We start from the raw sequence: 24,720 nt of genomic DNA on the forward strand, positions 1-24,720 counted from the left end.
TCCTAATATAACAAATTTGGTATCTGGATTATCTATTAACGCGACTGTGTAAAGTCAAGTTTGCCAGATTATAAATGAGGTTATAATAGTATTAAATGAGCTAGCGCCAAGAACTTATTTTATTTCAGTTATATGTTTAACCTATTTAAATTCTTTTACATACTTTTCAAATCTGTTCATGCCTTCCTCTAAATTCTCAATTGAGTTGGCATACGAAAATCTTATGTAACCTTCGGCGCCCTGTCCGAAATCAACCCCGGGAGTCACTCCTATATGGGCTTTTTCGAGAATATCAAAAGCTAGTTTGTAAGAACTCCCTTCAAATTTTTCAGCAAAAGACTTCATATTGACCAGTATATAAAAAGCTGCGGTCGGTTCAACTTTGATATCAAATCCGATTTCGCGAAGACGTTTGAGCATAAATTTGCGGCGCTGATCGTAAATACCTTTAATGCGGTTAACATCACCCCAAGATTCGGTGAGGGCGGCTACTCCGGCCCACTGGGCCATTGAGTTCGCAGATATAAAAAAGTTCTGACAAAGTTTCTGCATTGGGCGGATGTACTTTTCAGGTGCGATTATGTAGCCGAGTCTCCATCCGGTCATGGCGAATAGTTTAGAAAAACCGTTCAGCACAAAGGCGTGATCTGTATATTCAAGAATTGAATGTTCTTGCTCGCCGTAAACTAGTCCATGGTATATTTCGTCTGAAATGATCCAAGGGCCGAGGTCCGCAATTTTTTTCATACGCTCAGGTGAAAGAACCGTACCTGTGGGGTTGGATGGTGAATTGATTAAAATCGCCTTTGTTTTTTTGTTTATGGCTTTGGCAATTTCTTCAGGGCGGAACTGAAATCCGTCTTCTTCGCTGATAGTAACTTTTACAGATTCAGCTCCGGCAAATTTTATGAAGTTGTCATAGCAGGCGTAACATGGATCGGATGTGATGACGTTGTCGCCTTGATCAAGAATAAAGGTGAAGAGTAAAAGCATGGCAGGGGAGGTGCCCTGAGTCACAATTATGCGGCCAGGGTCAACGTCAACGTTATATCTGTCTTTGTGATATTTGCTGATTGCCTGACGCAGTTCAGGAATTCCAAGGCTATGAGTATAGTGAGTTTCGCCTTTATCGAGAGCTTCACAGCAGGCTTTTTTGATACATTCAGGTGTATCAAAATCAGGCTCACCGATTTCCATGTGGATTATATTTTTACCCTCGCGTTCCATTTGCTGCGCTGCTTCCAGAACGTCCATGACTAAAAATGGTGTGATCTCACAAGCTCGTTTGGAAATACATTCCATGATAGACTCCTTATTAAACAGCTCTCAGCCGTATATGTGGTGTGATAATTATTTCAATAGCATTGCTGCATTTGTAACGCTTTATACAGCCTCATAAGGCGAAGCGCAATAAGACATCTATCAAGCTTAATTGAAATTTAAGTATAAATCTGCTGACCTCATAGATCTTGCCCATGTGCGGCTGCAGGAGTAACTAGTCCGCTACCGATTCAAACAATCAAATATTCTTAATGGTACAGCGCAAGTAATGAAAATTCTTCTTATTGATAACAACGATAGTTTTACTAATAATCTTGAACATTTGTTGGTTAATGAAATTAACCATGCTGAAGTGACTGTCGTTTCATACTCTAAAATTCTACCATGCACCGTAAAAGCTGATTGTGAACATAATAAAAAGTCATTCAATCTTGATGAATTTGACCTGATAGTAATTTCGCCAGGGCCCGGAAAACCTCAGGATTATCCCGGGTATGATTTTGTGATTGACTCTGGAAAGCCCATATTGGGCATATGTTTGGGGATGCAGATTATAAATGAACATTTCGGCGGTCAGACTTCCCGCCTGACTGGCTGTTTTCATGGCAGAGCTGAGGATATTGATTTTAACGGTTTAAACATAGCCGTAGCCAGATATCATTCCCTATATTGTAATGTCGTCGGGCAAGGGGTGGAAGTGGTTGCCGCAAACAGTTGTGGAGTGCCTATGGCTATCATTCATAATAAGCGTCCATTGCTGGCTTATCAATTTCATCCTGAATCATTTTTAACAAAGCAAGCTGGAGTTTTTATTGGCTACGCCCTCAATTTTTTCGGAATTAATTAACTTTGACAGGTTCCGGGAAATAGCACTTCATTTTGTAAGAGAACAGAATGCAGATGTTCTTTTGACTTCTCCGGGATTTGGACATTGCGGGCGAAGTTTTATCGGGATTTTGCCTGACGAAGAGTTTATTCTTACTGATGAATTAATAGTCGAAACTCTTGAGCATGAAGTTAAAGCTTTCGCTTTTTCAGATAGCAAACCCAGTATAGGGTATGTCAGTTATGACTGCGGTCAGGTTTTGCGATCAGTTAAAACTATAAAACATACACAATATCCGTTTGTTCATCTTAAAAAGTACAAGGCTGTGCTTGTTCATGATGAAGTAGACGGAAGCGTTAAATGTTTGTGCGATGATAATTCCTTTATTGCTTTTATTACTGAGCAGGCACTGAGCGCAGGTCAGATTACTGATATTGAATTGCCGGGTTTTTCTGATCACGCAGTAACCATGTCACTTGATAAAAAAGGGTATGAGGACGGAGTTCGCAAAACTCTTGAACACATCCGCGATGGTCTTACATATCAGCTTAACTTGTCTACAATGTTCCGTATTAAGGATGTGGATATTGATCCTGTACTATGGTTCTTCACTCTTAATAAGAAATTTCCTGCCCCATACTATGCTATGTTTAAAAGTAGTGAAGATTTGATAATTTCCACTTCACCGGAATTATTTTTACGTGTTGAAAATGGTCATGTGCTGTCTGAGCCTATTAAGGGAACTCTTCATTTTGAGGAATATTCAGCTGAGCTTGAAAAAGAGTTAACTTCGTCACCGAAGGAAGATGCTGAATTATCCATGATTGTCGATTTGGTCAGAAATGATATTTCTTCTGATTGTAAATATGGTTCAGTTAAAGTTGAAGATCACAAATCGGTGTTTGCGGTTGATAATCTGCTCCAGATGTTCAGCCGTGTTCGCGGAGAACTTGCCGAAGGACGTGATTGTCTGGATTTATTTTTTAATGCTTTTCCGGGCGGGTCTATCACTGGTTGCCCCAAGAAGAGTTCTATGGAGCTGATTGAAAAACTTGAGCCTCATAGCCGCGGTCCTTTTTGTGGAAGTATCGTTTTGATTGAAGGCTCGCAGAATATGATTTCATCAATTGCAATCAGAACTGCTGTTTACAATCTGAAAGATAAGAATCTCACCTATTGGGCAGGAAGTGGTATTGTAATAGATTCTGACCCTGAAGATGAATACTTAGAAACGCTTGCCAAAGCCGGAAAGATTTTACATCCACAAAAGCATATCTCGGAGGACTCGTGATTTATTATAGAAACGGGAAGTTTGTAGAAGATTTAGTAGATATGGACCTGTCGCAACCTGCTTTTAGAACAGGATACGGTTTTTTTGAAACTATAGCTTGGAACGGGAGAAAAGCGTGTCATCTTGATCTACATCTTAAACGTGCACGAGTAAGTCTAAAAGAATTCAGCGTCTTTGAAGAATCAATAGATTATGAGAAAATTATTTCAGAGGTCATTGAGGCTAATGCGCTTACAGGGCGTTTTGCACGAGTAAATATCTTTTTCCCTGTAGAGAAAAGTAAAACGTTTCCTATTATTACAGCCGTCTTATTTGAACATGATCCTGAGAGAATATGGTCGCTTATGGTAGCAAAAGATATTTTTCTGACAGGACTTATGCGCCATAAAACAATGAACAGAATGGATTATCTGTATGCGTGGCAGACTGCTCATGAGTCAGGATTTGATGATGCGGTGTTGACTGATTTTGAAGGAAGGGTACTTGAATCATCAGTTGCTTCGCTTCTTTTTAAGAAGGGAGACATGTACATTGAACCGCAGACTTATTATAAGTTACCGGGAACTTCACAAGAGATAGCCGCTAAGCATTTAAAAATCGAATCTAAGCCGGTTTTGTTAGAATCGGTGCATGAATTTGATTATGTGTTTGCTCTAAACACACTTGGTGGAATGATTCCGGTTTCAGCTATCGGGGATGTTGTTTTTGATACTGAACATGAAACGTCCCGGAAAATTTCAGATATAATTTTAGAACTGAATTAAAGCATTTCTTAAGAATTTTAATCTGAGCCTCGAGCTAATAAGAAAAGCCCTTTTACATTATGTAAAAGGGCTTTTAATTGTTCTGTATTAAAAGAATCTGATGGAAATAAAATCTTATTTAATTAAAAATTAAACCCGACTTTTTCACGGATAATTTCCATGTTTTCTTGTGCTCTAGCACGGGCTTTTGCAGTGCCTTCAGCGAGAATCTGCCAGACGATGTCGGGGTTCTCGTCGAGTTTAGCGCGTCTTTCATGCATAGGCTCAAGGAATTTAGCCATGTTGTCAGCCAGAAGCTTTTTACAGTCAACGCAGCCCCAAGATGCATCCCGGCAGCCGGCTTCAATTTCTGCACACTTGTCTGCTCCGGTGAGCAGTTTGTGATAAGGGTACAGGTTGCAGATTTCAGGATCGCCAGGATCAGCCTTACGCAGTCTGTTGGAATCTGTGAGCATGGTCATAACTTTGGGGCGCATTTCGTCGGCTGATTCGCCGAGGAAAATTCCGTTGTTATAGCTTTTGCTCATCTTACGACCGTCAAGACCGGGGAGTTTTGCATCTGCTGTAAGCATTGCTTCAGGTTCCGGGAAAAATTCTCCGTTGAGATAGTTAAATCTACGGGCAATTTCTCTGGCCAGCTCAAGGTGCGGCAACTGGTCCTGTCCAACAGGTACAAGCGTCGACTTATACATGAGAATGTCGGCAGCCATGAGTACCGGGTAGCCAAGGAAACCGTAGGTAGCCAAGTCCTTCTGAGTGAGAGCTTGGCGCATTTCTTTGTAGGTCGGATTTCTTTCAAGCCAGCCGACCGGAGTCAGCATGGAAAGAATCAGATGCAGTTCCGCATGTTCTTTGACCTGAGACTGATGGAAAATTGTACACTTTTCAGGATCAAGTCCTGCGGCAATCCAGTCTTTAACAAGGTCCGGAACAAATCCTTTGATTCTTCTGGGGTCAGAGTATTCACTGGTCATGGCATGCCAGTCGGCAACAAAGAAGAAACATTCGTTATCTTCCTGAATTTTAATCCAGTTTACTAGTACTCCGAAATAATGTCCTAAATGAAGACGGCCTGTAGGTCTCATTCCCGAAACGATGCGATTGTTTGTATTACTCATGGTCCAATAGTGAGGTTAATGATTTAACTGAGCAGCAGATTATAAAAAAAGATTATAACCGGGCTGATGAATTTGCTTAAGAGCCCTAAGACTGCCAGAAGGATAACGATAACAAATCCATATCTAAACGAAAGATATTTGTAAGCTGCTTGTCTCGGCAAAAAACCGGCAACAATTTTACTGCCGTCCAAAGGTGGTAGCGGAAGCAGATTAAAAAAGCAAAGAGCCAGATTGATGATAACACCTGTTTTTGCAATCAGTGCTGTCGGTTCAAGAACTTTAAGCATGATCGGAGAAAGGCTTCTCAGATCAATGGCGAAAATACCTTTCAGTATCATAGCAAATATAATTGCTAAGATCATGTTTGCGGCAGGTCCTGCCAGAGAGACAAGCATCATTCCGCGCTGAGGATTCTTAAAGTAGGATGGATTGACAGGAACAGGTTTAGCCCAGCCGATCATGCGGGTAAGAACCAGTGCCAATGTTCCGAGTGGGTCGAGATGACGCAAAGGATTAAGCGTAAGCCTTCCTGCATCTTTAGCCGTAGGATCACCGAGCAGCCATGCCACGTATCCGTGGGCAGCCTCATGACATGTTATTGCTAGAAGAAAAGGTAGAGCCAGTATACTCAGCTCTTTGATTATGCTTGCGATGTCGAACATTGGTGTCCTTTGTTCGCTATTTGAAGAAGGATAAAATGGCAGGCCAGGAGGGATTCGAACCCCCAGCATCCGGTTTTGGAGACCGGCGTTCTAGCCGTTGGAACTACTGGCCTGCATTTTGTGAATTACTTCCCTGACGAAGAATTCATGTGGTTGCTATCATGAACTTTATGCATGGGCAAGAAAAAAAGGAGCCTGTTTTTAGCAGACTCCTTAAAAAGATTAGTAAAAATGTTTATTTTACTCTTGATCCAGAGCTTTTTAATGGCTGAGAGCTTGGACGACCTTCATCTTTAATTCACTCAAATCGACAGATTTAACCACATAATGATCAGCAGCAATTGATTTTAAATCATGCTTAAAGCTGTCATATGCGGTGCTTAAAATTACAGGTAGTTTTTGGTCCTGCCTCCTGATTTCCTGAAGCAGATCCAGTCCTGACCGATTGATTCCTAATTTTATATCAAGAATCACCAAGTCGGGAGCCTCTCTGTTTATAACTTCAAGAATATCTTCGGATCCGTCAGAGGTCGCAACCTGATATCCTTCGGCCACCAGTTCTTCCTTGTAAAGCATACGAATATGTTTTTCATCGTCAACGACTAAAATAGTAGGTTGAGCCATTTTGAACTCCTTCAAAGTCATGTTTCACTTTAATACTTTAGTTCAACATCCGAGTTCCGGTCAACATTAATAAATATTTTTTCGAATGATTTGTTGTTAAAGTTGATAAAAAGATATGTGACCGCTACAAAATTTAATAAGGTGAAAATGTTAATTGTAAGCATGTTAATTGGTTCTCCTGCTTAAGGCAAACTGTGTAATTATTAATTAAATATATTGTACTTGCCCTTTTTTAGAAGCGACTATTTTTTCACTTCTTAGTTGCACCATAGCATAAAAGAAAAGTTTTGCCTGTTAAATTTTACGGTAAAGTCAATTTTTTAATTTATCGTTAAAAGAGTTAGCTGATTTTGAATTTAAATAGCGAAAAGCTTGATGAAATCAGGGTTAAGAGATAACTCCTTTGGTCCTAGGTAATAATTAAATTTGAATGAATAAATCAAGGAGGCTGCTGATGGTTAAGGTATTACTTCAGCCTGAAGATGAAATAGTCACTTTTACGAAGATCAATACGGCGATGCAATTGCTTAATAAGTATAATCTTCATTACACGGATGCGTTGGTGATAAGAGACGGCGAGCTCTTAACTCAGGATCGTAAAATCAATAAAGACGATGAAATTATTTTGAGAAAAGTTGTCTCAGTCGGGTAAATTATATGAAATGTAAAGTTTGCAAAGCAGAGGCAGTTGTAGCACTGCCCAGTCATAATACGGCTTTTTGTCCAGACTGCTATGATCGGTTTTTCATGAAGCAGGTTTCGGAAGGAATAAGAAAACGCAAGCTGCTTGAAGCTGATGATAAAGTTCTGGTAGCTCTTTCGGGTGGTAAAGATTCCCTTGGTCTTATGTATGCCCTTGCCGAGCTGGGGTATAATGTCACAGGTCTTCATATTGATCTTGGTATTTTTGATTCCTCTAAAAAAGCCAGATCTGTTGTCGAAGATTTCTGCGCTGACAAGGGGTACCCGCTAAAGGTAGTGGAGCTTGAAAAAGAAGGAACTCCCATGCCTTTGATCAAAAAGCATATCAACCGTCCTATCTGCTCCGTGTGCGGAAAGTTTAAAAGGCACTATTTCAATAAAGTTGCACTTGAAGACGGGTATACCGCTTTGGCTACCGGGCATAATCTTGATGATGAAGTAGCAAGGCTTTTTGCCAATACATTACGCTGGGATCAAGCATATCTGTCTGATCAGGGTCCGCTTTTACCTGCCGAGAACGGGTTTGCTAAGAAGGTTAAGCCTCTTTACAGAGTTTCAGAATTCGAAACAGCCAACTTTTCATTTCTTAAAGGGATTCCCTATCATCATCTGCCATGTCCTTACAGTTCCGGTGCAAGTTTTACCGGGCATAAGATGATCTGGCGAAATCAGGAAATCCGCAGTCCCGGTTCTAAGCGAGCTTTTTACGGAGGCTTTCTTGAGCGCGGCCAGCCTGCGTTTGCTGCTATTCATCATAAAAAGAAAGAGTACGAAGTTGTGCCTTGTACTAAGTGCGGTTGTCCTACTTCGGTCGGAATATGCGGTGTATGCAGAATTCGCGAACAGCTTGATGAAGCTTTAGCTGCGGAAGCCAGATGATCGCTCCGAAAGTCTCAGTGACAATGCCCTGCTACAATTGCGAAGCAACCGTAGGGCTGGCCATTGAGAGTATTCTCGGTCAGACATTTAAAGATTTAGAATTAGTAGCGGTCGATGACGGTTCAAGTGATCAGACCGCTACAATTCTTAAAAAATATTCTGCTCTTGATTCTCGCGTTAAACCTCTCTTTTTAGATCACCAAGGAGTTGTCGGGGCTGCAAATGCTGCGATTGACCTTTCACAGGGGGAATTCCTCGCCCGGATGGATGCGGATGATCTGGCAATGCCTTCGCGTATTGAAAAGCAAGCGGATCTTTTAGCTCAGAATTCTCATGTTGGGCTTACAGGAAGCCTTGTCGTTTTCGGCGGAGACCGCGCTACATGCGGAGGATATGCTCATTATGTTGACTGGATTAATACTCTGGTTGAATCTTCCGAAATATCACTGAACCGTTTTGTTGAATTCCCTTTTGCTAATCCATCTATAATGATGCGCAGTGCGCTGGTTGACGTGCATGGCTCTTTTCGCGATGGAGATTTTCCTGAAGATTACGAATTGGTGCTTCGCTGGCTTGAGGCAGGAGTGCTGATGCAAAAGGTTGATGAAGAGCTTTTAATCTGGAATGATCCGCCAGATCGTATTTCCAGAAATCATCCCAAATATACTGTGGATGCTTTTTACCGCATTAAGAGCGAGTATCTTTATCGCTGGCTGAAAAAGAATAATCCTGATCATCCAAGGGTCGGGGTTATCGGTTCAACCAGAGTCTCCCGTAAACGTTATGGCATGCTTGAAAAATTCGGAGTTGAAACAGCTTTTTTTGTAGATGTCGACCCGCGCAAGGTTGGGCAGAATATTCATGGTATAGCGGTGATTCATCGTGATGATCTACCTGCTCCGGGTGAAGTCTTTCTGCTGTCATATGTGGCAAGTCACGGCGCAAAAAATGAGGTGACGCGGTTTCTCAACGCTCGCGGATACGTAATGGGTAAGGATTATTTGCTGGTGGCCTGATTAGCTTTTTGAAGTAAGATTAAAATTTGCTTCTGATAAAATCCGTGATTGTTTTGATTGCGGATTTTTTTTGCGGAATATCGTTTTCATCCGATGCAGAATCCCACCATTCAAGATCACTGAATTCAACCGGCAACCGTAGTGTAAGGAAAGGAATAAAAAATTTCAGAACATTTTCTTTCGAAACAGCTTTTGCAGAATCGAAATGGAAAAAAACTTCTCCGATAAACCAAGCCTTGTCTTTTGGAGTAGTCGGCTCCGGCGGGCGGATATACATAAAATGAGGGTCCATCTCAGAATTAACGCTATTATCCTGAAATGACGCAAATAGTTCGCTTACCTGCTTTCTAATTAATTTATCACCGTAAACATCCACAATAAATGTGAATTTAAGAAAGCCTGTTTCAGGCGTATGGTTATGGCGTGATATTTTAAGAACGCCGTCTTTTCTCCTGTTTTCATCATCATCAAGAAAAAGATCAAAAGCACAGAATCCGATAAAATCTTCCGTGCCGCGGAGTTCATCTAACTGTTTTTCTATTGCAGCGGTACTGTCGTCCATTAAGTGTCCTGAAAGTTGATTTTTTTTAATTTTACCAGTGATAGCATTTTACTTAACCAGCAACAAGTGTGGATAATTGAAGCAGAGAGACATGTTTGAAAAAGCCCTCTTTATACAATAACAAGAGGGCTTCATTTTTTGGTTTGTGCCGGAACTGTTATTCGCTATCTTTGCAATCCGCATTTTTGGCAGGTTCTTTTTGGTGTGAGGTTGTTTCCTCGAAAATATTCCGGGAACTTTTGCGGACCATATGAAATATCGCAAACACAATGACTAGCATTATAATGGCACCTTCAACGACTTCACCTGTCATGGCCTACTCCTTTGTCCCGTTAAATTTTTGATCTTCTTATTAAGTCTTTCAGTGAGAATGAGCTGATCCTGAATTTCCGCTTATAATCGAGATTATGCGTGGAACAGCAAGCAATACGATTAAAATAATCGCGCTGATTGTGTAGAATAATCCATGAACATCTTCAGCTCCGCTTTGGACCCAATCGGTTATGCTGAGTCCAAGTGAATAGTACATCCAGTTTGTCAGCATGCCAAGAGCAAGTGAACAAACAATTATTGTTCCAAGATAGATAAAAGCAGAACGTTTACCCAGAAGCTTGGCAACAACCGTGAATGAAGCTGCGTTTGTGGCCGGTCCTGCAAGCAGAAATACCAAAGCTGCTCCCGGTGAAAGTCCTTTAAGAGCAAGTGCTGCCGCAATCGGAGTAGATGCTGTTGCGCAGACATAGAGAGGGACCGCCGCTGCAAGCATGATCAATAACGGCAGAAAGCCGTCTCCGAGATTTCTCTCGATAAACCCGTCAGGAATGAGCGCTCCGAATATTCCAGCCAGAATAACACCGAAAATAAACCATGCTCCTATGTCCTGCAGTAAGTTGCCGAATGAGTATTTCATTCCATTTGAGATCTTGCCCATAAACGTCACAGGGGTTTCGGTTTTTCCGCAGTTGCAGTTTGAGCAATTATCAGGTTCTGAACAGCTTTGTTCTTTATCGTAGGAGTGATCATGGTTGTGATCGTGAGCGTGTCCGTGATTATGGTCATGTTGAAAAAGAACCGCATCAGGTATTATCGGAGAGGTGTGACCGTTCTTTTTTTCATCTCTATCAACCATTATTCCGGCAATTACGGCAGTAATAAAGGCTGCAATCGGCCTTAAAATTGTCATAATAGGATCGAGCAGGGCATATGTTACAGCTATTGAGTCAACTCCTGTTTCCGGGGTAGAAATCAGGAATGAGGTTGTGGCTCCTTTGCTTGCTCCCTGCTGCCTTAATTGCGCCGCCGCTGGGATTACACCACAACTGCAAAGCGGAATGGGAACGCCTAGAAGCGATGCTTTGAAAATATCCGATGTTTTGCCGGAGCCTAAATTTTTAGAAATGAATTCAGGTCCGACAAAAGCTTTGAGAAGTCCTGCAACGAAAAAACCAAAAAGCATAAAAGGTGCTGATTGAAGCAGCACATTCCATGATTCAAATAAAATTTTAGTCAATATATCGATCATTTTATCTCCTGTCCGCACCCTTCGTTAGTGAGATGCGCCAGCGCAGTTTGAATGATTGTTTCTACATGGCTGTCATCAAGCCTGTAGAGAGCCTTTCTTCCTTGTTTCTCAAAGCGAACCATTCGTGCAGCCCGAAGAATTCTGAGTTGGTGGGAAACCGCGGAATGGCTCATGTCCAAGATCTCTGCAAGGTCACATACGCATAGTTCTCGTATCGAGAGTGCGTGTAAAATTGTGATTCTTACAGGTTCACCGAGGATTTTAAAAGTTTCAGCAATTTCCTCCATCGTCCGTTTGGAGCACATTGTGCTTTTAACTGCAGCAATGTCTTCTGGATGCGGGGAATGTCCGGAACATGAGTCTGTGTCGTCAGTCATATTAATACCCTTTAAGTGTTTATGTATGATCATCTGTTCATATGTTAATATTTAAGGTAAAAAGGTCAAGCTAAAAATAGTTAATAAATTTTTGAATCATGCACATAGTAATATAATGATTTGCCGGATTGATTAAAATTATATAATCTCACAAGAAATTTTAAATATTGTGTCCAATATGATGACTTCCTAGCTTAATTGGAGATTATAATGCCTCAAGCTAATGTGATGAATAAAAGTATTGTTTGTTTTCTGACTTTTTTGATGACTCTTTTGCTTGTCCCGGCTGTTTACGCAGCGCAGGCGGATGTTCAAGTAAAAAACAGTGATATTGCAGACGAAATTATAACGATGTCGTGGCTTGACCGTCTTAAATGGGAAAACGAAGATAAGACTGTTCAGGTTAAAATCGGCGGACTTTATGGTTTTGACTGGGCCCAGATAAGTAATGATAGCCGTGTTGGGTCTGTTTATGATCCAGTGCAGAATCATAAAGAAGAAGTCAGGTTGGCGGAACCTATTATCGGTTTAAAACTTTATGATCGTTTTGAATTTCGCTTGCAGTATGAAATTGCCGGTAAGCGTGGACAGTTTCTTGATCTATGGGGACAAATAAAAGATATTCCCTATCTCGGAAAAATTAAAGTCGGTAATTTTAAAGAACCTTTTTCCATGTCCGTTTTGGCTGGGCGTACAGGGTCCACTATGATGGAGTACTCTCCGTCTACGGTTTTTGCTCAGGCTCGTAATCTTGGTATCCAGTTTGAAAATACTTATCTGGATGACCGTATTAACGCTGCGGCAGGTATTTTTAATAAAAGTAATTATCTAGATAATTCCTTCACAGATAATAATTCCGGTATGGATCTGACAGGCCGTATCGGCTGGCGCCCTTATCTTGAAGACGATGGCAAAAAGCTGATTCATGTCGGTCTTGGATATTCACACCAGTTTCTTGATGCTGACGCGCAGAAGACAAGTTTTTCTCCTACTACAGGATCCAATCTCTCGCTGATAAAGCTTTCCGGTACAGGGTCGATAGCAGCGTACAGTCAGGATCTAGTAAACCTTGAGCTCGCAGGAGTCTGGGATCAATTCTGGCTCCAAAGTGAGTACACTTCCGCTTATCTTAACACAAAAGATCGCAACAATGCCTATTTTTCAGGTTATCACGTTGATGTAGGTTATATTCTCACCGGAGAGAGCAAGCCTTTTAAATCTGCAAATGCCGTTTTCGGAGCGATTATCCCTAAAGAACCGTTCAATCCGTTGAATGGAACATGGGGTGCCTTAGAAGTTGCTGCGCAGTACTCGCATGAGGATATGAATGACTATCACGCGAATGTTCGCGGCGGAGTGCAGGATAACATCGGAGTCGCTCTTAATTGGTATCTGAATGCACACACCCGTGTTGCCGGTAACTATATTCATGCAGGAGTTGCAGGAAGAGAAAATTCAGCTCTCAGTAACGGGGAGATGGATATTTATCAGTGCAGGGTAATGTTTTATTTTTAATGGTATTAATTTGACTGAATAAGCGAGAGCTTTGTGAATAATTCTGAGGAAAATGATAATATTGTTTTTATTGAATCGGCATTAATAGATTTAGTGCCGATTTTACTTGATACTCTTGCTAAAGAATTAGCGGAGATTGAAGAAACTTTTGGAGACGGTGATTTTGTAAAATTACAGGAACTGGCTCATTCTTCACGCGGAGCTGCTTTAACCTATGGATTTGAATCATATGCCGAGGTGTTGCTTGATCTGCAACATGCGGCCAAGAGTGAAACCGCAGAAATCACAAAATATCTTTTTTGTTTATTACATGATTTGCTTGAATCGGCGGAATTTAAAGTAATCTCTTCTACTTAAAGTTTGCTGGGAGAAGTTTTATTTCAAACGGCAGAGTTTAATGCGTTGATCAGAAAGTTTTTTGTAGCCGAACATATTCCGGGACTACCACTTTCCCTTGGCCCTGCAATATTAAGCACTTTTATTTTCATAGAACTTACCCATGCCCTGAAAGTTTCAAGAGCAAGTGGAGAGTCCAGCGGGATCACTGCGGTCGGCTTGCCGTATCGTTTTGCTAATTTTATAGTCAGAGATGTTCCTTTGGACTCACAATCCCCGGGAAAAATTAATGTCCCGTCTGAATCAGCAACGTTCTGTTCTGTCCTTTTCCAGTAAGAGCTGTCATCCATTTCTCTCAGATTATATTTATCTGGGATTATGCCGTCTTCGGCTTTACGACCTTTCGGGCACCATCCCGTGTGCGGGATTCCGAGATGAATAGCTGCGTCCAGTGCTCCGCGGTCAACACCTGTCTGCCCGCCTGAGACTATGCTGAATCCGGTTGGTAATTCAAAAGTATCAGTCTTAAATGTGTTGTTTTCTATATCAAGCAATGCACCGCAATTGGGGCATCGTACTTGATCAAGACTTTTTATCAGAGCCGGAATCATGTCAAAGGCTGCAATCGGTCCGGTCCATAAACAGGCTGTACATGATCTGTAGCCTTTACTGCCGTATGGTGCTGGTCTTTCCATAGATGAATCAATATCAGTTATCAGGTATAATTACAAGCTGAACCCCCGGGGTACGTGAAATCTTGTCCAGATCAAGTGTTGTGCTGATTTCAGCCGGTACAAACAAGGTTCCTTTAAATCCTTGTTCTATTCTGATCCAAAGTTCTGAGGGTACGCAGTAGTTTATTTTACCGGGGCATATCACCAGCAGATTCGTAACAGGCGGAACTTCTGCTTTACCAAGGACCATGCAGGGATCGGTCATAATCAAATCTTCATGCAACATTCCGTGTATGGTATCAATCAGTCGCTTGTCATCGATTGGTTTGATAAGGGCCGCATCACCCCCGGCCTTTTGTCCTTCCGCAAGAGCACTGATGACAATTACCGGAATATGGCGGGTTGCGGGGGTCATGCGTAATTGTCTGATTGCTTCAGCTCCGTCCATTCGCGGCATTTTAAGGTCCATGGTGATAAGCTGCGGCAACTGTTTCCGTGCCATTTCGACCGCTTCAATTCCATCTGCTGCCGATATTATTCTGTATCCTTCGTCTTCAAGAATCTGTGATAAAAATTCGTTAAGAGCCGGATCATCGTCTGCTACGAGAATAAGGGGACTGCCTTTCATGTTAGAGCGTCTGCCGACAGTATTAATTTTGCTTAGTGTCGTGATCGGGGTCACATCTGCTTCAGGTGCTCCTATTGCCAGAGTGAAGTGAAAAGAGCTTCCTTCACCTAATTTACTGTCAACCCAGATGCGTCCGTTATGATGTTCAACGATTTGTTTACATATAGGAAGGCCGAGTCCTGTTCCTTTCGGTTTACCTGTCAAAGTGTCGCCGACCTGCTTAAAGCGTTCAAAAATTTTCTTTTGATCATTTTGGGAAATACCGCTTCCTGTATCACTCACACTGATCAATATTTCATCATCACGGCCATGGGCGGAACAGGTGATAGAACCGGAATTTGTAAATTTTACGGCATTGGAAATCAGGTTTACCATGACTTGCATAATTCTGTCGCGGTCACCGAATATAACGGGCAGGTTCTCGTCTACATCAATTTGCATGATAATGTTTTTATTATGCCAGAGCGGGTTAGTTGTCTGACTTGAAACATTGAGAACTTCCTTCATGTCTACAGGAGCATTTTTCCAGTCAACTTTACCGGATTCCATTTTAGCAATGTCCAGTACATCGTTAATAAGCTCGGTTAAGCGTTCTCCTTCGGAAACGATAATACCGATGTTGTCCTGAATCTGGGTCATAGCTCTTTGAGCTTTTATCTCTGTTGTCTGGCAATGCGGAAAAACCGTTTTCTCGAGTTTCTTACTAATTATTTTAGCGAATCCTAAAATTGAAGTCATAGGGGTTCTCAGTTCATGTGAGACGGTGGAAATAAAGTCAGTTTTCAGATTATCAACTTCTTTTTCGTATGTGATGTCTCTGACCAGAATAACCGCGCCAAGACATAGTGTTGTATCGTCTTCACAGTCTATCTTATTAATCGGTGTGGCTACAGCTTTCGCAATCATGCGGTTAGGCAAAATGATTTCAGAACTGTACACTTCCTGTTTACACCCTTTTACTAAATCAAAGAGCTGTTTCATTTCATCCGTAAAAAAATATTTTACATCTTTGCCGATAACATCCTGTCCTTCAAGGCCGAACAGTTCTGCAAGAGCCGGATTTGTGAGAGATATTTTACCTGAGATATCAATAACCAGCAAACCGTCAGCAAGGTTGTCTATAATAACTTCCATATAGGTAAGAGTGTCTTGCAACTCACTCGTCGCATTCGTCACAGCCCGTTCAAGGCCGGAAATAAGTGTGGTTAGTTCGCTGGCCATGTTTTGCATTGTTCCTGCAAGAAGGCCTATTTCGTCTTTAGAAGTTATTTCAATTGAAGCAGAAAAATCATGATCTGATAGCTTACGTGCATACTCGGTCAATTTGTTCAGGGGTTCTGAGATACGGTTAACAATTATATACAGCAGGAAGACGCTGCCCCAAAAAATAAAAAACATTACACCTTGCAGTTTTGCAATTGCTATCCATACGTATTTGGTGATCAGCTCCTTATCCATTCCAACATGTACATAGCCGGCCATGCCTGCAAGAATAGGCTTGGTAATATCAATCACTTCTCCAAATCCCGGAAGATCTATTTCTCTGATTGAAAATTCGTTGGGGTGTGAGTGGCTATGTTTTAGAATTTCCGGGACGCAGGGTACAAAGGTATGGGAAATGATATCGCCGTTTTCATCCTGCACGTACACATATGCAGCTCCGTCTATGGCCTTGAATTGGTCTATCATTGACTGAATTGTCGAAGAATCACGGTTAAGCAGAATTTCTACACTTGAACTGGCAATGCTGCTGGCGATAGCCTTTCCTTTGCTTACGTATTCATCCGTCATATGGTTATACAGAGTAAGCGCGGAGACCAGTGACATTGATATTGATATTACTCCGAATAGAACAAAGTTGAGAAGGAGAGTCGTTTGAAAAATTTTAGACATTCTCATTTTCATTTGCTCCACCTGTTCCAATTTGTAAGAGGTATGAATTGCCCTCCTGAAACAGTTGTATAGTATACTTCGTCAAGACCTTGATGTTTGCCCCGTCCGAAGCTGATTGGTTCATCGAGTCCAATATCAAGATCTCTTATGGATAACGTTGCAGAGTAAAGACTTTGGTTTTTCTGGCTTTCCATCATGCGCGTAAGGATTACCGACATCACTTTTGCATTGAGGTACCCCTCAAAGCTGATGAAGCTGAATTTCAACGGGTTATAGTCTTTGCTGAACTCTTCAGGCGGAGCGGGAGGATTTTCAGACATTACTTTCCGGTAGTCGCGCACAGCTGCAAGGGAAGTGTCTTCATAGGTTGGAACGGCTTGAGTATTTATAAGGTCTTCGGTGTAATTTTTACCGCTTGATCGCTCGAGGCTATTTAAAAGCTGCAACATGTTTTCGCTGCCGACAAAAGATAGATTGCATATTGGAATATTCAGTCCGGCATCTCTGGCATCTCTGATAAAAGCAGCACATGCTTCATATGTTCCTATTGAAATGATTGCATCAGGCTGAGCTGCTGCGAGTATTTTTACCTGCTTTTCCATGGAACTTTTAAAGTCAATTCCTCTTCTATAGGTTGCTTCTGCAACAATACGCAGATCTTTCTCCGTAAGAGCTTTTCTGACTCCGTCCCATCCGCTTCTGCCATATGCGTCTGCCTGATATAGAACTGCGATTCTTCTGCGGCCTACCATAAATAGATTATGTACGAGTCCCCATGTTTCCTGTCTGTATGATGTTCTCAGGTTGAAAACATATTCTTCATAGGGAAATTCTCGTTGCGGCTGGGCGCCTGTGAAGGGGAAGAACATATATAACGGCTTGTCTGTATTGAAGTGTTTAATAACAGGAAGAACTCGTGTCACAGTGGGAGTCCCGACATAGTTGAACAAACAGAGCACATTATCCTTTTCAATCAGGTTGATGGTATTGCGGATAGCCGGGAGAGGATCGTATCCATCATCGTAATATTTAATAACAACTTTGCGGCCGTTAATTCCTCCGTTTGCATTTACCTGATTGAAATAGGCTTGTGATCCGCGAAAAAGCTCAATCCCGAGTCCTCTGCTGTGTCCTGTAAAGGCGGCAGACATGCCAAGAAGTATAGGGTCTTTCGGTGGTGTGCTTTTTTTGGCATACGCTGTTGCAGCGAGGCAAAGAATAAAGAGCGTAGCGGAAAAGAATATATGTTTAATGTGAAGTTTGTTCATAACGGAAATCCTATAAGTTATAGTCGCTTTCTGACGAGGGTTACTGCCTTTTCGCGAACTGTTCTCTATAGATAGGCATTTCATTTCCGTCAGATCAGTTTAAATTATTTCTGGGAATTTTGCAGAATCTAGGGGAGACCGGACGGTCTAGATTGATCGAATCAGAGCCTTTTAAAATTTCTAGAATATTATCAATAAAAAATTTGACCAGATGCTTGTTCAGTTTCCCTTCTTCGGCTTCTTGCTCCAGTATCTTTAGTGCACGGGATTGCGGGGTTGCAGGTTTATAATGGCGTTCCTGAGTTATCGCATCATAAATGTCTACTATTGCCAGCATTTGACTTTGAATGAGGATATCATCACCTTTGATTCCTGATGGATATCCGGAACCGTCAAGCCGTTCATGATGTTGACAGATAATCGTCAGGAGTTGCGCCAGATCCTCGTGAAATGGAATATGTTCAAGAATTCTCTTGCTTTCAGCAGGGTGCCGTTCAATTTCACGTCTTTCTTCAGGGGTAAGGTTGCCTTTTTGAATAAGCAGACTTTTTTGTTCCTCAGGTTGGAGCAACTGAATATTTGCACCGTTGATGTTGAACTTAATTTCACTGATATTATGGATAAAATCCAGATCATCCTGCTGAGGAGAGAGGGAAATATTTATCTGCTTTACTCTGTCGTAGTCAGATTCCCACTCTTTGTGGTGGTATATGCCGAAGAGTTTCATTCGCATGCCGATTACATCAAGTATCGAACTTGGAAGGCGTGTTTTTTTAGTCAGCACATATTCTTTAATACCAATTTTCCCGATGTCATGAAGAATTCCGGAATAAAAAATTTCGCGCAGTTGTTCATCTGTGAATTTAGTTTCGGTAAAATGATTATCCTCCTGCGAAATAAGGCGCGCAAAAGAAACTGCGAGGTGGGCGACTCTGTCGGAATGACCGGCTGTGAACGGGTCTCGCGCGTCAATCGCTTCTGCCAGAGCTTTGAGGAGAGCGTCCATAAGGACTCTGATAGATTCAAAGTTATATGCGTTGCTTATGGAAATTCCTGCTACAGATGCCAGCGTGTAAACATGCTTCAGGTGGGCCGCGTTGAAAGCATTGGTATGTTTAGATGTCAGGACAAGCACACCTTCGCAAAGGTGTGGAGAAGGTATGGGCATAATAAGGATAGATCGTATTTTGCCGCAAAGTTTATTTTCACAGCGATGGTCCTGTTTGGCATCATTTAAAATTTCACCGTGCAGGCTTGTGATAATATCAGTAAAAAGCGAGCAGCCTATCAGTTCTTCAAAAGTTTCTGCACTGTCAGCACCGAAACTGTCAAAAACAGTGAAGCCATTTTCTTCCGGAAGATAAACTGCGCCCATTTCAGCAGGAATAGTGGAACTTCTGCATTCCTTAATCAGAGCTTTAATGACATCTTTAAGTTTTAGTGAGTTGTTAAGCTCGACTATGGATCGGTGTAATATCGAAAGCTCCCTATACTTAGAGAGGGTTTCCTCTCCAAGAAGGCGTCTCGCTTTTTCCGATTCAATGTGAGTTGATATGGAATATGAAGTAAATTCAAGAACGGCTTTGATCTGATTAATTTCTTTTTCAGATAAGGCATGAAAATTTTGAAGTGAAACCCCTATGAATAAATTTTCATCAGCGTCGTTAACTACAGGGGTAAATATTGTTTTCTCAAAAGGGTAAAGCGAAGGGTCCGCGCAAAAAACAGGAGAGTTGTCAATGTAAGCACATAAAAGTGAATTTTCAGGGAGCAGAGCTGTAGCCTTTTTAAAAAAAACTTTCAGCTTTTGCGGTCTGATAAATCTCTTTAACCGTATTTCTGGTTTGATGCGGGTATTCATTGAGTTGATCATTGATCAAGCTTTAGTATTTCTTTTGCAACGGCTAGAATTTCATCGGGATCGAACGGTTTGGTCATGTATCTTTCTGCGCCGATATTCAATCCGTGCTTCCTGTCGACTTCTTGCCCTTTTGCCGTTAAAAGTATTACCTTAACAGAGGATAACTCAGGATCTTCGCGAACTTCCTGACATACTTCGTAACCGTTCATGTATGGCATCATTATGTCCAGAAAAACCAAGTCTGGACGCTCGGAGCGGATTAGATCGAGTCCTTCTTCACCGTTTTCAGCGGTTAGAAGCTCAACATCATAATCATCTTCCAGTTCTTCCAGAGTTTGCTCTAAAAGCATTCTGATGTGGACTTCATCGTCCACAACTAGAATTTTTCCAGTCATGAGTTCTCCTTTTTGTTGTCATACAAGGCTTATGTTTACATATTGTAATCCTCATCTGCAAGAGGTAGTTCTGCTAAAGATTGAATTATTGTTTTTTGTGATGCAATATAAGCAATTACACGGAATTAGTACAAAAATGGAACTGGTTGTAACTAGAGTATCTGCATTTTTTTATATATTGAACACATAATAACGCTTTTAATAATAATTATTAAGTTGAGAATGTATTATGATGCAAAGTAAAGTTGATTCCAGATTCCTTGAGTCTGTTAAAACATCCTTTTTTATTTTTCCTGATATTCCTGAGCCTGTGAAAATATTTTTGTGGCTTGTAGCTTTGGGGTCTTCAATTGCTATATTTGTTGTGCTCTGGAAAAAATATAAGCCGCACACCTTTCTTAAGGAGTATCTTGAATCTTTTCCTCCGCTCGACATAAAGTCGTTCAAATTACCGAAAGTTGGAAAAGCTGTCAGTGCTGAAAGCAAAGTCCCCCGTGTCAAAGTGGCTGGGAAAATTTCTACTGATAAAAATATTTTGGACTGGCTTGTAAAAACAAAGCAGGCGCTTGATGTTTCGGTCGATAGATCTAGTCAGAGAACACTTGCAGCCGTTGTAAATGTTGTGGATATTCAAGGCCTGGATATTACTGTAAAAAATAAAGATATTGTAACTGAGTCTCTGTTGTCTCCCGGAGTCACTGTGAAGTGTATTTTTGCGGAGTTGCAAAAGGATACTAAGAAAATCAATGCCTTTGTCGGCAAGGTTAAGAATATTTCAGCTACGGGCGAAACGGTTATTACCCGTACTTCTGCATTCGGTTTTATACGGCGCAGGGCTTTTTCCAGAAGAAAAGTTGCAGACCAGCGTTATATAAAAATTAAAATATGGCGCCTTGAGGATGATAATTTTGACGCAGAGTTTCTTCTGGATCATATTGAACCGGAAATAATTATTGATAACAGGATGAATGTTGAGGTCTCAGTAAAGGTTCCGCAGGTTTTAGATATCTCAAAAGGCGGGATTGCCATTTTAGGTGCAGTTCGGGATGGCGGGGATATGTTGTCCCGCAATAACAAGGTGTTATTATGTATGCTCATTTATCAGCCTCTTCGAAAGACTTTTGATCCTCATCTTATCTATTGTGAAGTTCGCGCGGCAAAAGCAGCCGGGCAGGGAATGCTGCGTCTCAGTTTTCAATTTCTGCGCAGTGTTAAGATCCCTCCACGTAAACGCAGTACCATGTTTAAAGGGCAAGCTGTTATGGCTATGAATCTCGCTCAAACAAAAAAAGGGCAGCAGTAATGAAACGTATTGTAGTATTGTTTCTTTTACTGCTTCTTGCATGTGACAGAAGTGTTTATGTGAAGGTGCATGAAGACAAGAATCCGGGAGTTTTTCCTGATAAAGTGGTTTTAGGATCATCGCTCGCGCTTGAAGGGCATGCCAGCTATCTCGGCACACAAACTCTGCATGGAGCTCTCGCCTATATAAATGACGTTAATTCAGAAGGCGGAGTTCATGGCAGGAAGCTTCAGCTTATTTCATATGATGATTCGTATGATCCGCCTAAGTGTCTCATAAATACTCAGCAGTTAATTATTAAGGATAAGGTTTTTGCTTTGTTCGGTTATGTCGGGACACCTACAACCGTTAAAGTTCTGCCGTTGATAGCCAGTGCTCATATTCCCTTACTTGGGATGTTTACCGGAGCAAATGCTCTGAGAAAACCGTTTAACCGCTACGTCATTAATGTCCGTCCTTCATATTATCAGGAAACAAAAGAAGCTGTAAGCCATATGGTGCGTGATCTTGGGCTTAATAAAATAGCTGTTTTTTATCAGTATGATGAATTCGGTTTTGACGGCCTTACAGGGACAGAGCTTGCATTGAAAGATTGGAATCTTGAACCGGTCGCACGCGGGTCGTACACTCGAGGTTCACTTGATGTAGCGGAAGGCGTAGCCCGCATTAAGGATTCAGGCGCAGAGGTCGTTTTTCTTATCGGAACCACTGATCCATGTATAAAATTTATTAATGAACTGGGAAAAAGCGGTCTTCACCCAGTATATTATACCGTTTCTTTTATGGGAGCTAGGGAGTTTGCACGCAATCTTGGGAATAATCATAAAGACACCCTTCTCATGTCACAGGTTGTTCCTCCGTTTACATCTGTAGCTGACCTTACACATTCTGATGCAGCTGACTATGTTGCGGCATTGAGACATTCGTATCCGCATGATACCCCGAATTTGGTCGGACTTGAGGGTTTTTTTAATGCAAGAGTTCTCGTTGAAGGTTTGCGGCGCGCCGGACCTGATCTGACAAGGGATAAATTTATTAATGCCATTGAATCAATGAATAAATTTGAGATTGATCCAGGGGTTACAATTTCATTCGGCAGTAGTGATCATCAGGGAATGGACAAAATTTATTTCACCCGCTTCCATAACGGGCAATTTGAAGTCATGGATAATTGGGCTGAGCTTCGCCGGAGTCTTAACTGATGGAAAGATTTTCTAATTTGAGTCTGAAGAATAAAATTTTCTTTTCCACTCTGGGCGTAATTTTAATGCTAAGCGCGGTTATTGCTCTTTTGGCAAGGGGTATTCTTGTGTCTTCACTGACTACCGAACTTGAAATGCGCGGCGTTGCCATTGCCCACTCAATCGCTGAACGTGGAGCAGGATTTATTCTTGATAAAAAATATCCGCAGTTGCTTAGTTTAGTATTTGACGAAGCGACTCTCGGGGAACGTCAAGACCTGATAACTTATATTTTTGTGCTCGGTAAAGATGGAAACGTCCTGTGCCATACCTTTACAAATCCTTTTCCTGAAAAATTGGCCGTGGCGAACATTGTCGCGGAGAATGAATCAAAATCCGTCCGCTTAATAGATTTCGGTAAAAGCTCGGCTCATGATATTGCTGTTCCGATCAAGGAAGGTTTGTATCGTATAGGAACTGTGCATGTCGGGCTTAGTAAAGTTCATATTGATGAGCTCGTTTCGACTTTGCGTATAACTTTCTTAGGTTTTATTTCCGGCGTTGTTATCATCATATTTATAATCAGCCATAGGCTTGCCAGATACATTACCAGCCCTGTTGCCAAGCTTACACGTGTTTCAGATGAGCTTTCACGCGGAAATTTTGATACAGGTCTTGATATGCTGTCAAGCGGTAGCGGCTGGGATGCTTCGCAGTGTCCAGTGTACCAGAATACTGATTTTCCCTGCTGGCATTTTGACCAGACTTTATCTGTAAACTCTAAAGATGCCGATAATAAACATAATTTACAACACTGCAAAAATTGTCATTTTTACATAAAGCGTCAGGGCGATGAAGTTGTTCAGCTTGCTGACAGTTTTAAGAATATGGTCTGGTCTATTAAGCTGTACCGGCGCCGTTTGCGGGAGTCGGAAGAGAAATATAAATCCATGTTTGACAGCGGACCCGACCCGATCCTTGTTGTTTCCTGCTCTGATTTTAGGATTCTGGATGCTAATCCAAGAGTCAGTGAGCTGTATGGTTATTCGAAAGAAGAGCTTATCGGCGAAGAATTTTTACGTCTCGGTCCTGAATCAAATCTTGAGTGCATTAAAGCTTTTGAAGAGTATGGCGGACCTGCCGGATGTATTTATTATCCAAAAATACTTCATCTTAAAAAGAACGGGAATCCTGTTTATGTGAATATGCATGCCTGTCCTATTTCGTACAAGAGCAGTCCATCCATGATTGTGGCAATTACGGATATCACCGAAATTATTGAAAAGGATGCACAGCTGGTGCAGGCTGCGAAAATGAAATCTTTAGGTGAAATGTCCGCCGGGGTGGCTCATGAAGTCAATCAGCCGCTTAACGCCATAAAAATGGGCAGTGAATTTCTGGCACTTATGGCTGAACAGGGGCGCGATGTTCCTGCTGTTCAGCTTAGTGAGGTTGCAAGAGAAGTAAGTGCACAGGTTGATAGAGCTGCGGAAATTATAAATGCGCTTAGAGCATTCGGCCGCAAGGCTGATTTTAAGACGGATAAAATAGACATAAATGATCCTTTGCGTAGTGTACTTACGTTGGTTACCCGCCAGTTTGAGTTGCAAAATATTGTATTTAAAATAGATTTAGCAAATAACTTATCCCCGATTATTGCACAGGATAATAGATTGCAGCAGGTTTTCTTTAACCTTATTAATAATGGACGTGATGCTATTTCTGAGAAGAAAGACAACCTCAAAGCAGACAGTGAAGAATATATAACTATTAGAACTTACGAAAAAGACTCAGCAGTTTGCCTCAGTGTTTCCGATACAGGTGTAGGAGTACCCGAAGATGTCAGGGATAAAATTTTTGAACCGTTTTTTAGTACCAAAGAAGTAGGATATGGAATGGGGTTGGGGCTTGCCATTACATATGGCATAGTCCGAGATTACAAGGGCAGGGTCGATATAGAAAGTGAGGCTGGTAAGGGGGCAACTTTTATAATTTCTTTTCCGGTTCTAAGTGACGAAACTTAAGGCATTGTTACACTGTTT

Annotated in this window: 24 protein-coding genes and 1 tRNA gene; 11 read left to right on the plus strand and 14 right to left on the minus strand. The window is 41.5% G+C overall.

Annotation, left to right across the window (positions count from 1 at the left end; all coding sequences use genetic code 11):
* Positions 1-141: 141 nt before the first annotated feature.
* On the minus strand, positions 142-1,302 hold the full coding sequence (locus B9N78_RS07415; protein ID WP_085100625.1) for a pyridoxal phosphate-dependent aminotransferase: 1,161 nt from the start codon (positions 1,300-1,302) through the stop codon (positions 142-144).
* 247 nt (positions 1,303-1,549) lie between these two features.
* Here B9N78_RS07415 and B9N78_RS07420 point away from each other — a divergent pair, with 247 nt between their 5' ends.
* The 3 genes from B9N78_RS07420 to B9N78_RS07430 are packed head-to-tail and all read left to right on the plus strand — an operon-like array spanning position 1,550 to position 4,162.
* On the plus strand, positions 1,550-2,128 hold the full coding sequence (locus B9N78_RS07420) for an aminodeoxychorismate/anthranilate synthase component II (RefSeq protein WP_085100628.1): 579 nt from the start codon (positions 1,550-1,552) through the stop codon (positions 2,126-2,128).
* Positions 2,094-3,398: an anthranilate synthase component I family protein gene (locus B9N78_RS07425; RefSeq protein ID WP_085100630.1), complete on the plus strand. Its 1,305-nt coding sequence runs from the start codon at positions 2,094-2,096 to the stop codon at positions 3,396-3,398. The genes B9N78_RS07420 and B9N78_RS07425 overlap by 35 nt, the downstream gene beginning before the upstream one ends.
* Complete coding sequence (locus B9N78_RS07430) at positions 3,395-4,162, plus strand: aminotransferase class IV (RefSeq protein WP_085100633.1); 768 nt, start codon at positions 3,395-3,397, stop codon at positions 4,160-4,162. The genes B9N78_RS07425 and B9N78_RS07430 overlap by 4 nt, the downstream gene beginning before the upstream one ends.
* Before the next feature lie 122 nt (positions 4,163-4,284).
* Here B9N78_RS07430 and trpS read toward each other — a convergent pair whose 3' ends face one another.
* The 4 genes from trpS to B9N78_RS07450 all read right to left on the minus strand — a co-directional run bounded on the left by trpS (position 4,285) and on the right by B9N78_RS07450 (position 6,566).
* Positions 4,285-5,280, minus strand: coding sequence for a tryptophan--tRNA ligase (gene trpS, locus B9N78_RS07435; RefSeq protein WP_085100636.1), 996 nt, complete (start codon positions 5,278-5,280; stop codon positions 4,285-4,287).
* Positions 5,281-5,303: 23 nt separating this feature from the next.
* Positions 5,304-5,942 (minus strand): site-2 protease family protein, encoded by a 639-nt coding sequence (locus B9N78_RS07440; RefSeq protein ID WP_085100639.1) that lies wholly within the window; start codon positions 5,940-5,942, stop codon positions 5,304-5,306.
* Positions 5,943-5,978: 36 nt separating this feature from the next.
* Positions 5,979-6,055, minus strand: a tRNA-Trp gene (locus B9N78_RS07445).
* 148 nt (positions 6,056-6,203) lie between these two features.
* Positions 6,204-6,566 (minus strand): response regulator, encoded by a 363-nt coding sequence (locus B9N78_RS07450; protein WP_085100642.1) that lies wholly within the window; start codon positions 6,564-6,566, stop codon positions 6,204-6,206.
* A 454-nt stretch (positions 6,567-7,020) separates the two neighbouring features.
* On the opposite strand from B9N78_RS07450, the gene B9N78_RS07455 reads away from it, so the two are divergent.
* The 3 genes from B9N78_RS07455 to B9N78_RS07465 are packed head-to-tail and all read left to right on the plus strand — an operon-like array spanning position 7,021 to position 9,163.
* Complete coding sequence (locus B9N78_RS07455) at positions 7,021-7,218, plus strand: hypothetical protein (RefSeq protein WP_085100645.1); 198 nt, start codon at positions 7,021-7,023, stop codon at positions 7,216-7,218.
* A 5-nt stretch (positions 7,219-7,223) separates the two neighbouring features.
* Complete coding sequence (locus tag B9N78_RS07460) at positions 7,224-8,147, plus strand: PP-loop family protein (protein ID WP_085100648.1); 924 nt, start codon at positions 7,224-7,226, stop codon at positions 8,145-8,147.
* Positions 8,144-9,163 carry a glycosyltransferase family 2 protein gene (locus tag B9N78_RS07465; protein ID WP_085100650.1) on the plus strand — a complete coding sequence of 340 codons (1,020 nt, stop codon included), beginning with the start codon at positions 8,144-8,146 and terminating at the stop codon, positions 9,161-9,163. Before B9N78_RS07460 ends, B9N78_RS07465 begins: the two co-directional genes overlap by 4 nt.
* 19 nt (positions 9,164-9,182) lie before the next feature.
* Here the strand turns inward: B9N78_RS07465 and B9N78_RS07470 are convergent, their stop codons facing one another.
* The 4 genes from B9N78_RS07470 to B9N78_RS07480 form a co-directional block, all read right to left on the minus strand.
* Positions 9,183-9,725 (minus strand): hypothetical protein, encoded by a 543-nt coding sequence (locus tag B9N78_RS07470; RefSeq protein WP_085100653.1) that lies wholly within the window; start codon positions 9,723-9,725, stop codon positions 9,183-9,185.
* Positions 9,726-9,882: 157 nt separating this feature from the next.
* The gene (locus tag B9N78_RS18145; protein WP_170921393.1) at positions 9,883-10,038 is read right to left on the minus strand and encodes a hypothetical protein; all 156 of its coding nucleotides are present in this window, start codon (positions 10,036-10,038) and stop codon (positions 9,883-9,885) included.
* Between the two features lie 48 nt (positions 10,039-10,086).
* Positions 10,087-11,244 (minus strand): SO_0444 family Cu/Zn efflux transporter, encoded by a 1,158-nt coding sequence (locus tag B9N78_RS07475; RefSeq protein ID WP_425429857.1) that lies wholly within the window; start codon positions 11,242-11,244, stop codon positions 10,087-10,089.
* Positions 11,244-11,624, minus strand: coding sequence for an ArsR/SmtB family transcription factor (locus tag B9N78_RS07480; RefSeq protein WP_085100659.1), 381 nt, complete (start codon positions 11,622-11,624; stop codon positions 11,244-11,246). The genes B9N78_RS07475 and B9N78_RS07480 overlap by 1 nt, the downstream gene beginning before the upstream one ends.
* Before the next feature lie 210 nt (positions 11,625-11,834).
* Between B9N78_RS07480 and B9N78_RS07485 the strand changes: the two genes are divergently transcribed.
* Complete coding sequence (locus tag B9N78_RS07485; protein ID WP_085100662.1) at positions 11,835-13,139, plus strand: OprO/OprP family phosphate-selective porin; 1,305 nt, start codon at positions 11,835-11,837, stop codon at positions 13,137-13,139.
* Between the two features lie 33 nt (positions 13,140-13,172).
* Complete coding sequence (locus B9N78_RS07490; RefSeq protein WP_085100665.1) at positions 13,173-13,496, plus strand: Hpt domain-containing protein; 324 nt, start codon at positions 13,173-13,175, stop codon at positions 13,494-13,496.
* 23 nt (positions 13,497-13,519) lie between these two features.
* Here the strand turns inward: B9N78_RS07490 and B9N78_RS07495 are convergent, their stop codons facing one another.
* The 5 genes from B9N78_RS07495 to B9N78_RS07515 form a co-directional block, all read right to left on the minus strand.
* Complete coding sequence (locus tag B9N78_RS07495; RefSeq protein ID WP_245805493.1) at positions 13,520-14,170, minus strand: putative molybdenum carrier protein; 651 nt, start codon at positions 14,168-14,170, stop codon at positions 13,520-13,522.
* A 13-nt stretch (positions 14,171-14,183) separates the two neighbouring features.
* Entirely contained in the window at positions 14,184-16,682 is a 2,499-nt protein-coding gene (locus tag B9N78_RS07500) for an ATP-binding protein (RefSeq protein ID WP_085100668.1), read from the minus strand.
* Positions 16,679-17,938, minus strand: a complete 1,260-nt coding sequence (locus B9N78_RS07505; protein ID WP_085100671.1) for an ABC transporter substrate-binding protein — start codon at positions 17,936-17,938, stop codon at positions 16,679-16,681. The genes B9N78_RS07500 and B9N78_RS07505 overlap by 4 nt, the downstream gene beginning before the upstream one ends.
* Positions 17,939-18,032: 94 nt before the next feature.
* Positions 18,033-19,811, minus strand: a complete 1,779-nt coding sequence (locus B9N78_RS07510; RefSeq protein ID WP_245805494.1) for an HD domain-containing phosphohydrolase — start codon at positions 19,809-19,811, stop codon at positions 18,033-18,035.
* On the minus strand, positions 19,808-20,194 hold the full coding sequence (locus B9N78_RS07515; protein ID WP_085100678.1) for a response regulator transcription factor: 387 nt from the start codon (positions 20,192-20,194) through the stop codon (positions 19,808-19,810). Before B9N78_RS07515 ends, B9N78_RS07510 begins: the two co-directional genes overlap by 4 nt.
* A gap of 229 nt (positions 20,195-20,423) precedes the next feature.
* On the opposite strand from B9N78_RS07515, the gene B9N78_RS07520 reads away from it, so the two are divergent.
* Genes B9N78_RS07520 through B9N78_RS07530 form a run of 3 tightly spaced genes read left to right on the plus strand, consistent with a single transcriptional unit; the run spans position 20,424 to position 24,702 of the window.
* Positions 20,424-21,497, plus strand: a complete 1,074-nt coding sequence (locus B9N78_RS07520) for a hypothetical protein (RefSeq protein ID WP_085100681.1) — start codon at positions 20,424-20,426, stop codon at positions 21,495-21,497.
* Positions 21,497-22,699, plus strand: coding sequence for an ABC transporter substrate-binding protein (locus B9N78_RS07525; RefSeq protein WP_085100684.1), 1,203 nt, complete (start codon positions 21,497-21,499; stop codon positions 22,697-22,699). The genes B9N78_RS07520 and B9N78_RS07525 overlap by 1 nt, the downstream gene beginning before the upstream one ends.
* Positions 22,699-24,702 (plus strand): ATP-binding protein, encoded by a 2,004-nt coding sequence (locus tag B9N78_RS07530; RefSeq protein ID WP_085100687.1) that lies wholly within the window; start codon positions 22,699-22,701, stop codon positions 24,700-24,702. The genes B9N78_RS07525 and B9N78_RS07530 overlap by 1 nt, the downstream gene beginning before the upstream one ends.
* Positions 24,703-24,720 lie beyond the last annotated feature (18 nt).

Origin of the sequence: Desulfovibrio gilichinskyi (genome assembly GCF_900177375.1) — a bacterium.
GTDB classification, from domain to species: Bacteria; Desulfobacterota; Desulfovibrionia; order Desulfovibrionales; family Desulfovibrionaceae; genus Maridesulfovibrio; species Maridesulfovibrio gilichinskyi.

Excerpts from the sequence above, each read along its gene's own strand:
- B9N78_RS07450 (WP_085100642.1), bottom strand. The coding sequence starts at position 6,566 with ATGGCTCAACCTACTATTTTAGTCGTTGACGATGAAAAACATATTCGT.
- trpS (WP_085100636.1), bottom strand. The coding sequence starts at position 5,280 with ATGAGTAATACAAACAATCGCATCGTTTCGGGAATGAGACCTACAGGC.
- B9N78_RS07470 (WP_085100653.1), bottom strand. The coding sequence starts at position 9,725 with ATGGACGACAGTACCGCTGCAATAGAAAAACAGTTAGATGAACTCCGC.
- B9N78_RS07500 (WP_085100668.1), bottom strand. The coding sequence starts at position 16,682 with ATGAAAATGAGAATGTCTAAAATTTTTCAAACGACTCTCCTTCTCAAC.
- B9N78_RS07460 (WP_085100648.1), top strand. The coding sequence starts at position 7,224 with ATGAAATGTAAAGTTTGCAAAGCAGAGGCAGTTGTAGCACTGCCCAGT.
- B9N78_RS07530 (WP_085100687.1), top strand. The coding sequence starts at position 22,699 with ATGGAAAGATTTTCTAATTTGAGTCTGAAGAATAAAATTTTCTTTTCC.
- B9N78_RS07465 (WP_085100650.1), top strand. The coding sequence starts at position 8,144 with ATGATCGCTCCGAAAGTCTCAGTGACAATGCCCTGCTACAATTGCGAA.
- B9N78_RS07495 (WP_245805493.1), bottom strand. The coding sequence starts at position 14,170 with ATGGAAAGACCAGCACCATACGGCAGTAAAGGCTACAGATCATGTACA.
- B9N78_RS07420 (WP_085100628.1), top strand. The coding sequence starts at position 1,550 with ATGAAAATTCTTCTTATTGATAACAACGATAGTTTTACTAATAATCTT.
- B9N78_RS07415 (WP_085100625.1), bottom strand. The coding sequence starts at position 1,302 with ATGGAATGTATTTCCAAACGAGCTTGTGAGATCACACCATTTTTAGTC.
- B9N78_RS07480 (WP_085100659.1), bottom strand. The coding sequence starts at position 11,624 with ATGACTGACGACACAGACTCATGTTCCGGACATTCCCCGCATCCAGAA.
- B9N78_RS18145 (WP_170921393.1), bottom strand. The coding sequence starts at position 10,038 with ATGACAGGTGAAGTCGTTGAAGGTGCCATTATAATGCTAGTCATTGTG.
- B9N78_RS07515 (WP_085100678.1), bottom strand. The coding sequence starts at position 20,194 with ATGACTGGAAAAATTCTAGTTGTGGACGATGAAGTCCACATCAGAATG.
- B9N78_RS07455 (WP_085100645.1), top strand. The coding sequence starts at position 7,021 with ATGGTTAAGGTATTACTTCAGCCTGAAGATGAAATAGTCACTTTTACG.
- B9N78_RS07520 (WP_085100681.1), top strand. The coding sequence starts at position 20,424 with ATGATGCAAAGTAAAGTTGATTCCAGATTCCTTGAGTCTGTTAAAACA.
- B9N78_RS07485 (WP_085100662.1), top strand. The coding sequence starts at position 11,835 with ATGCCTCAAGCTAATGTGATGAATAAAAGTATTGTTTGTTTTCTGACT.
- B9N78_RS07525 (WP_085100684.1), top strand. The coding sequence starts at position 21,497 with ATGAAACGTATTGTAGTATTGTTTCTTTTACTGCTTCTTGCATGTGAC.
- B9N78_RS07440 (WP_085100639.1), bottom strand. The coding sequence starts at position 5,942 with ATGTTCGACATCGCAAGCATAATCAAAGAGCTGAGTATACTGGCTCTA.
- B9N78_RS07510 (WP_245805494.1), bottom strand. The coding sequence starts at position 19,811 with ATGATCAACTCAATGAATACCCGCATCAAACCAGAAATACGGTTAAAG.
- B9N78_RS07505 (WP_085100671.1), bottom strand. The coding sequence starts at position 17,938 with ATGAACAAACTTCACATTAAACATATATTCTTTTCCGCTACGCTCTTT.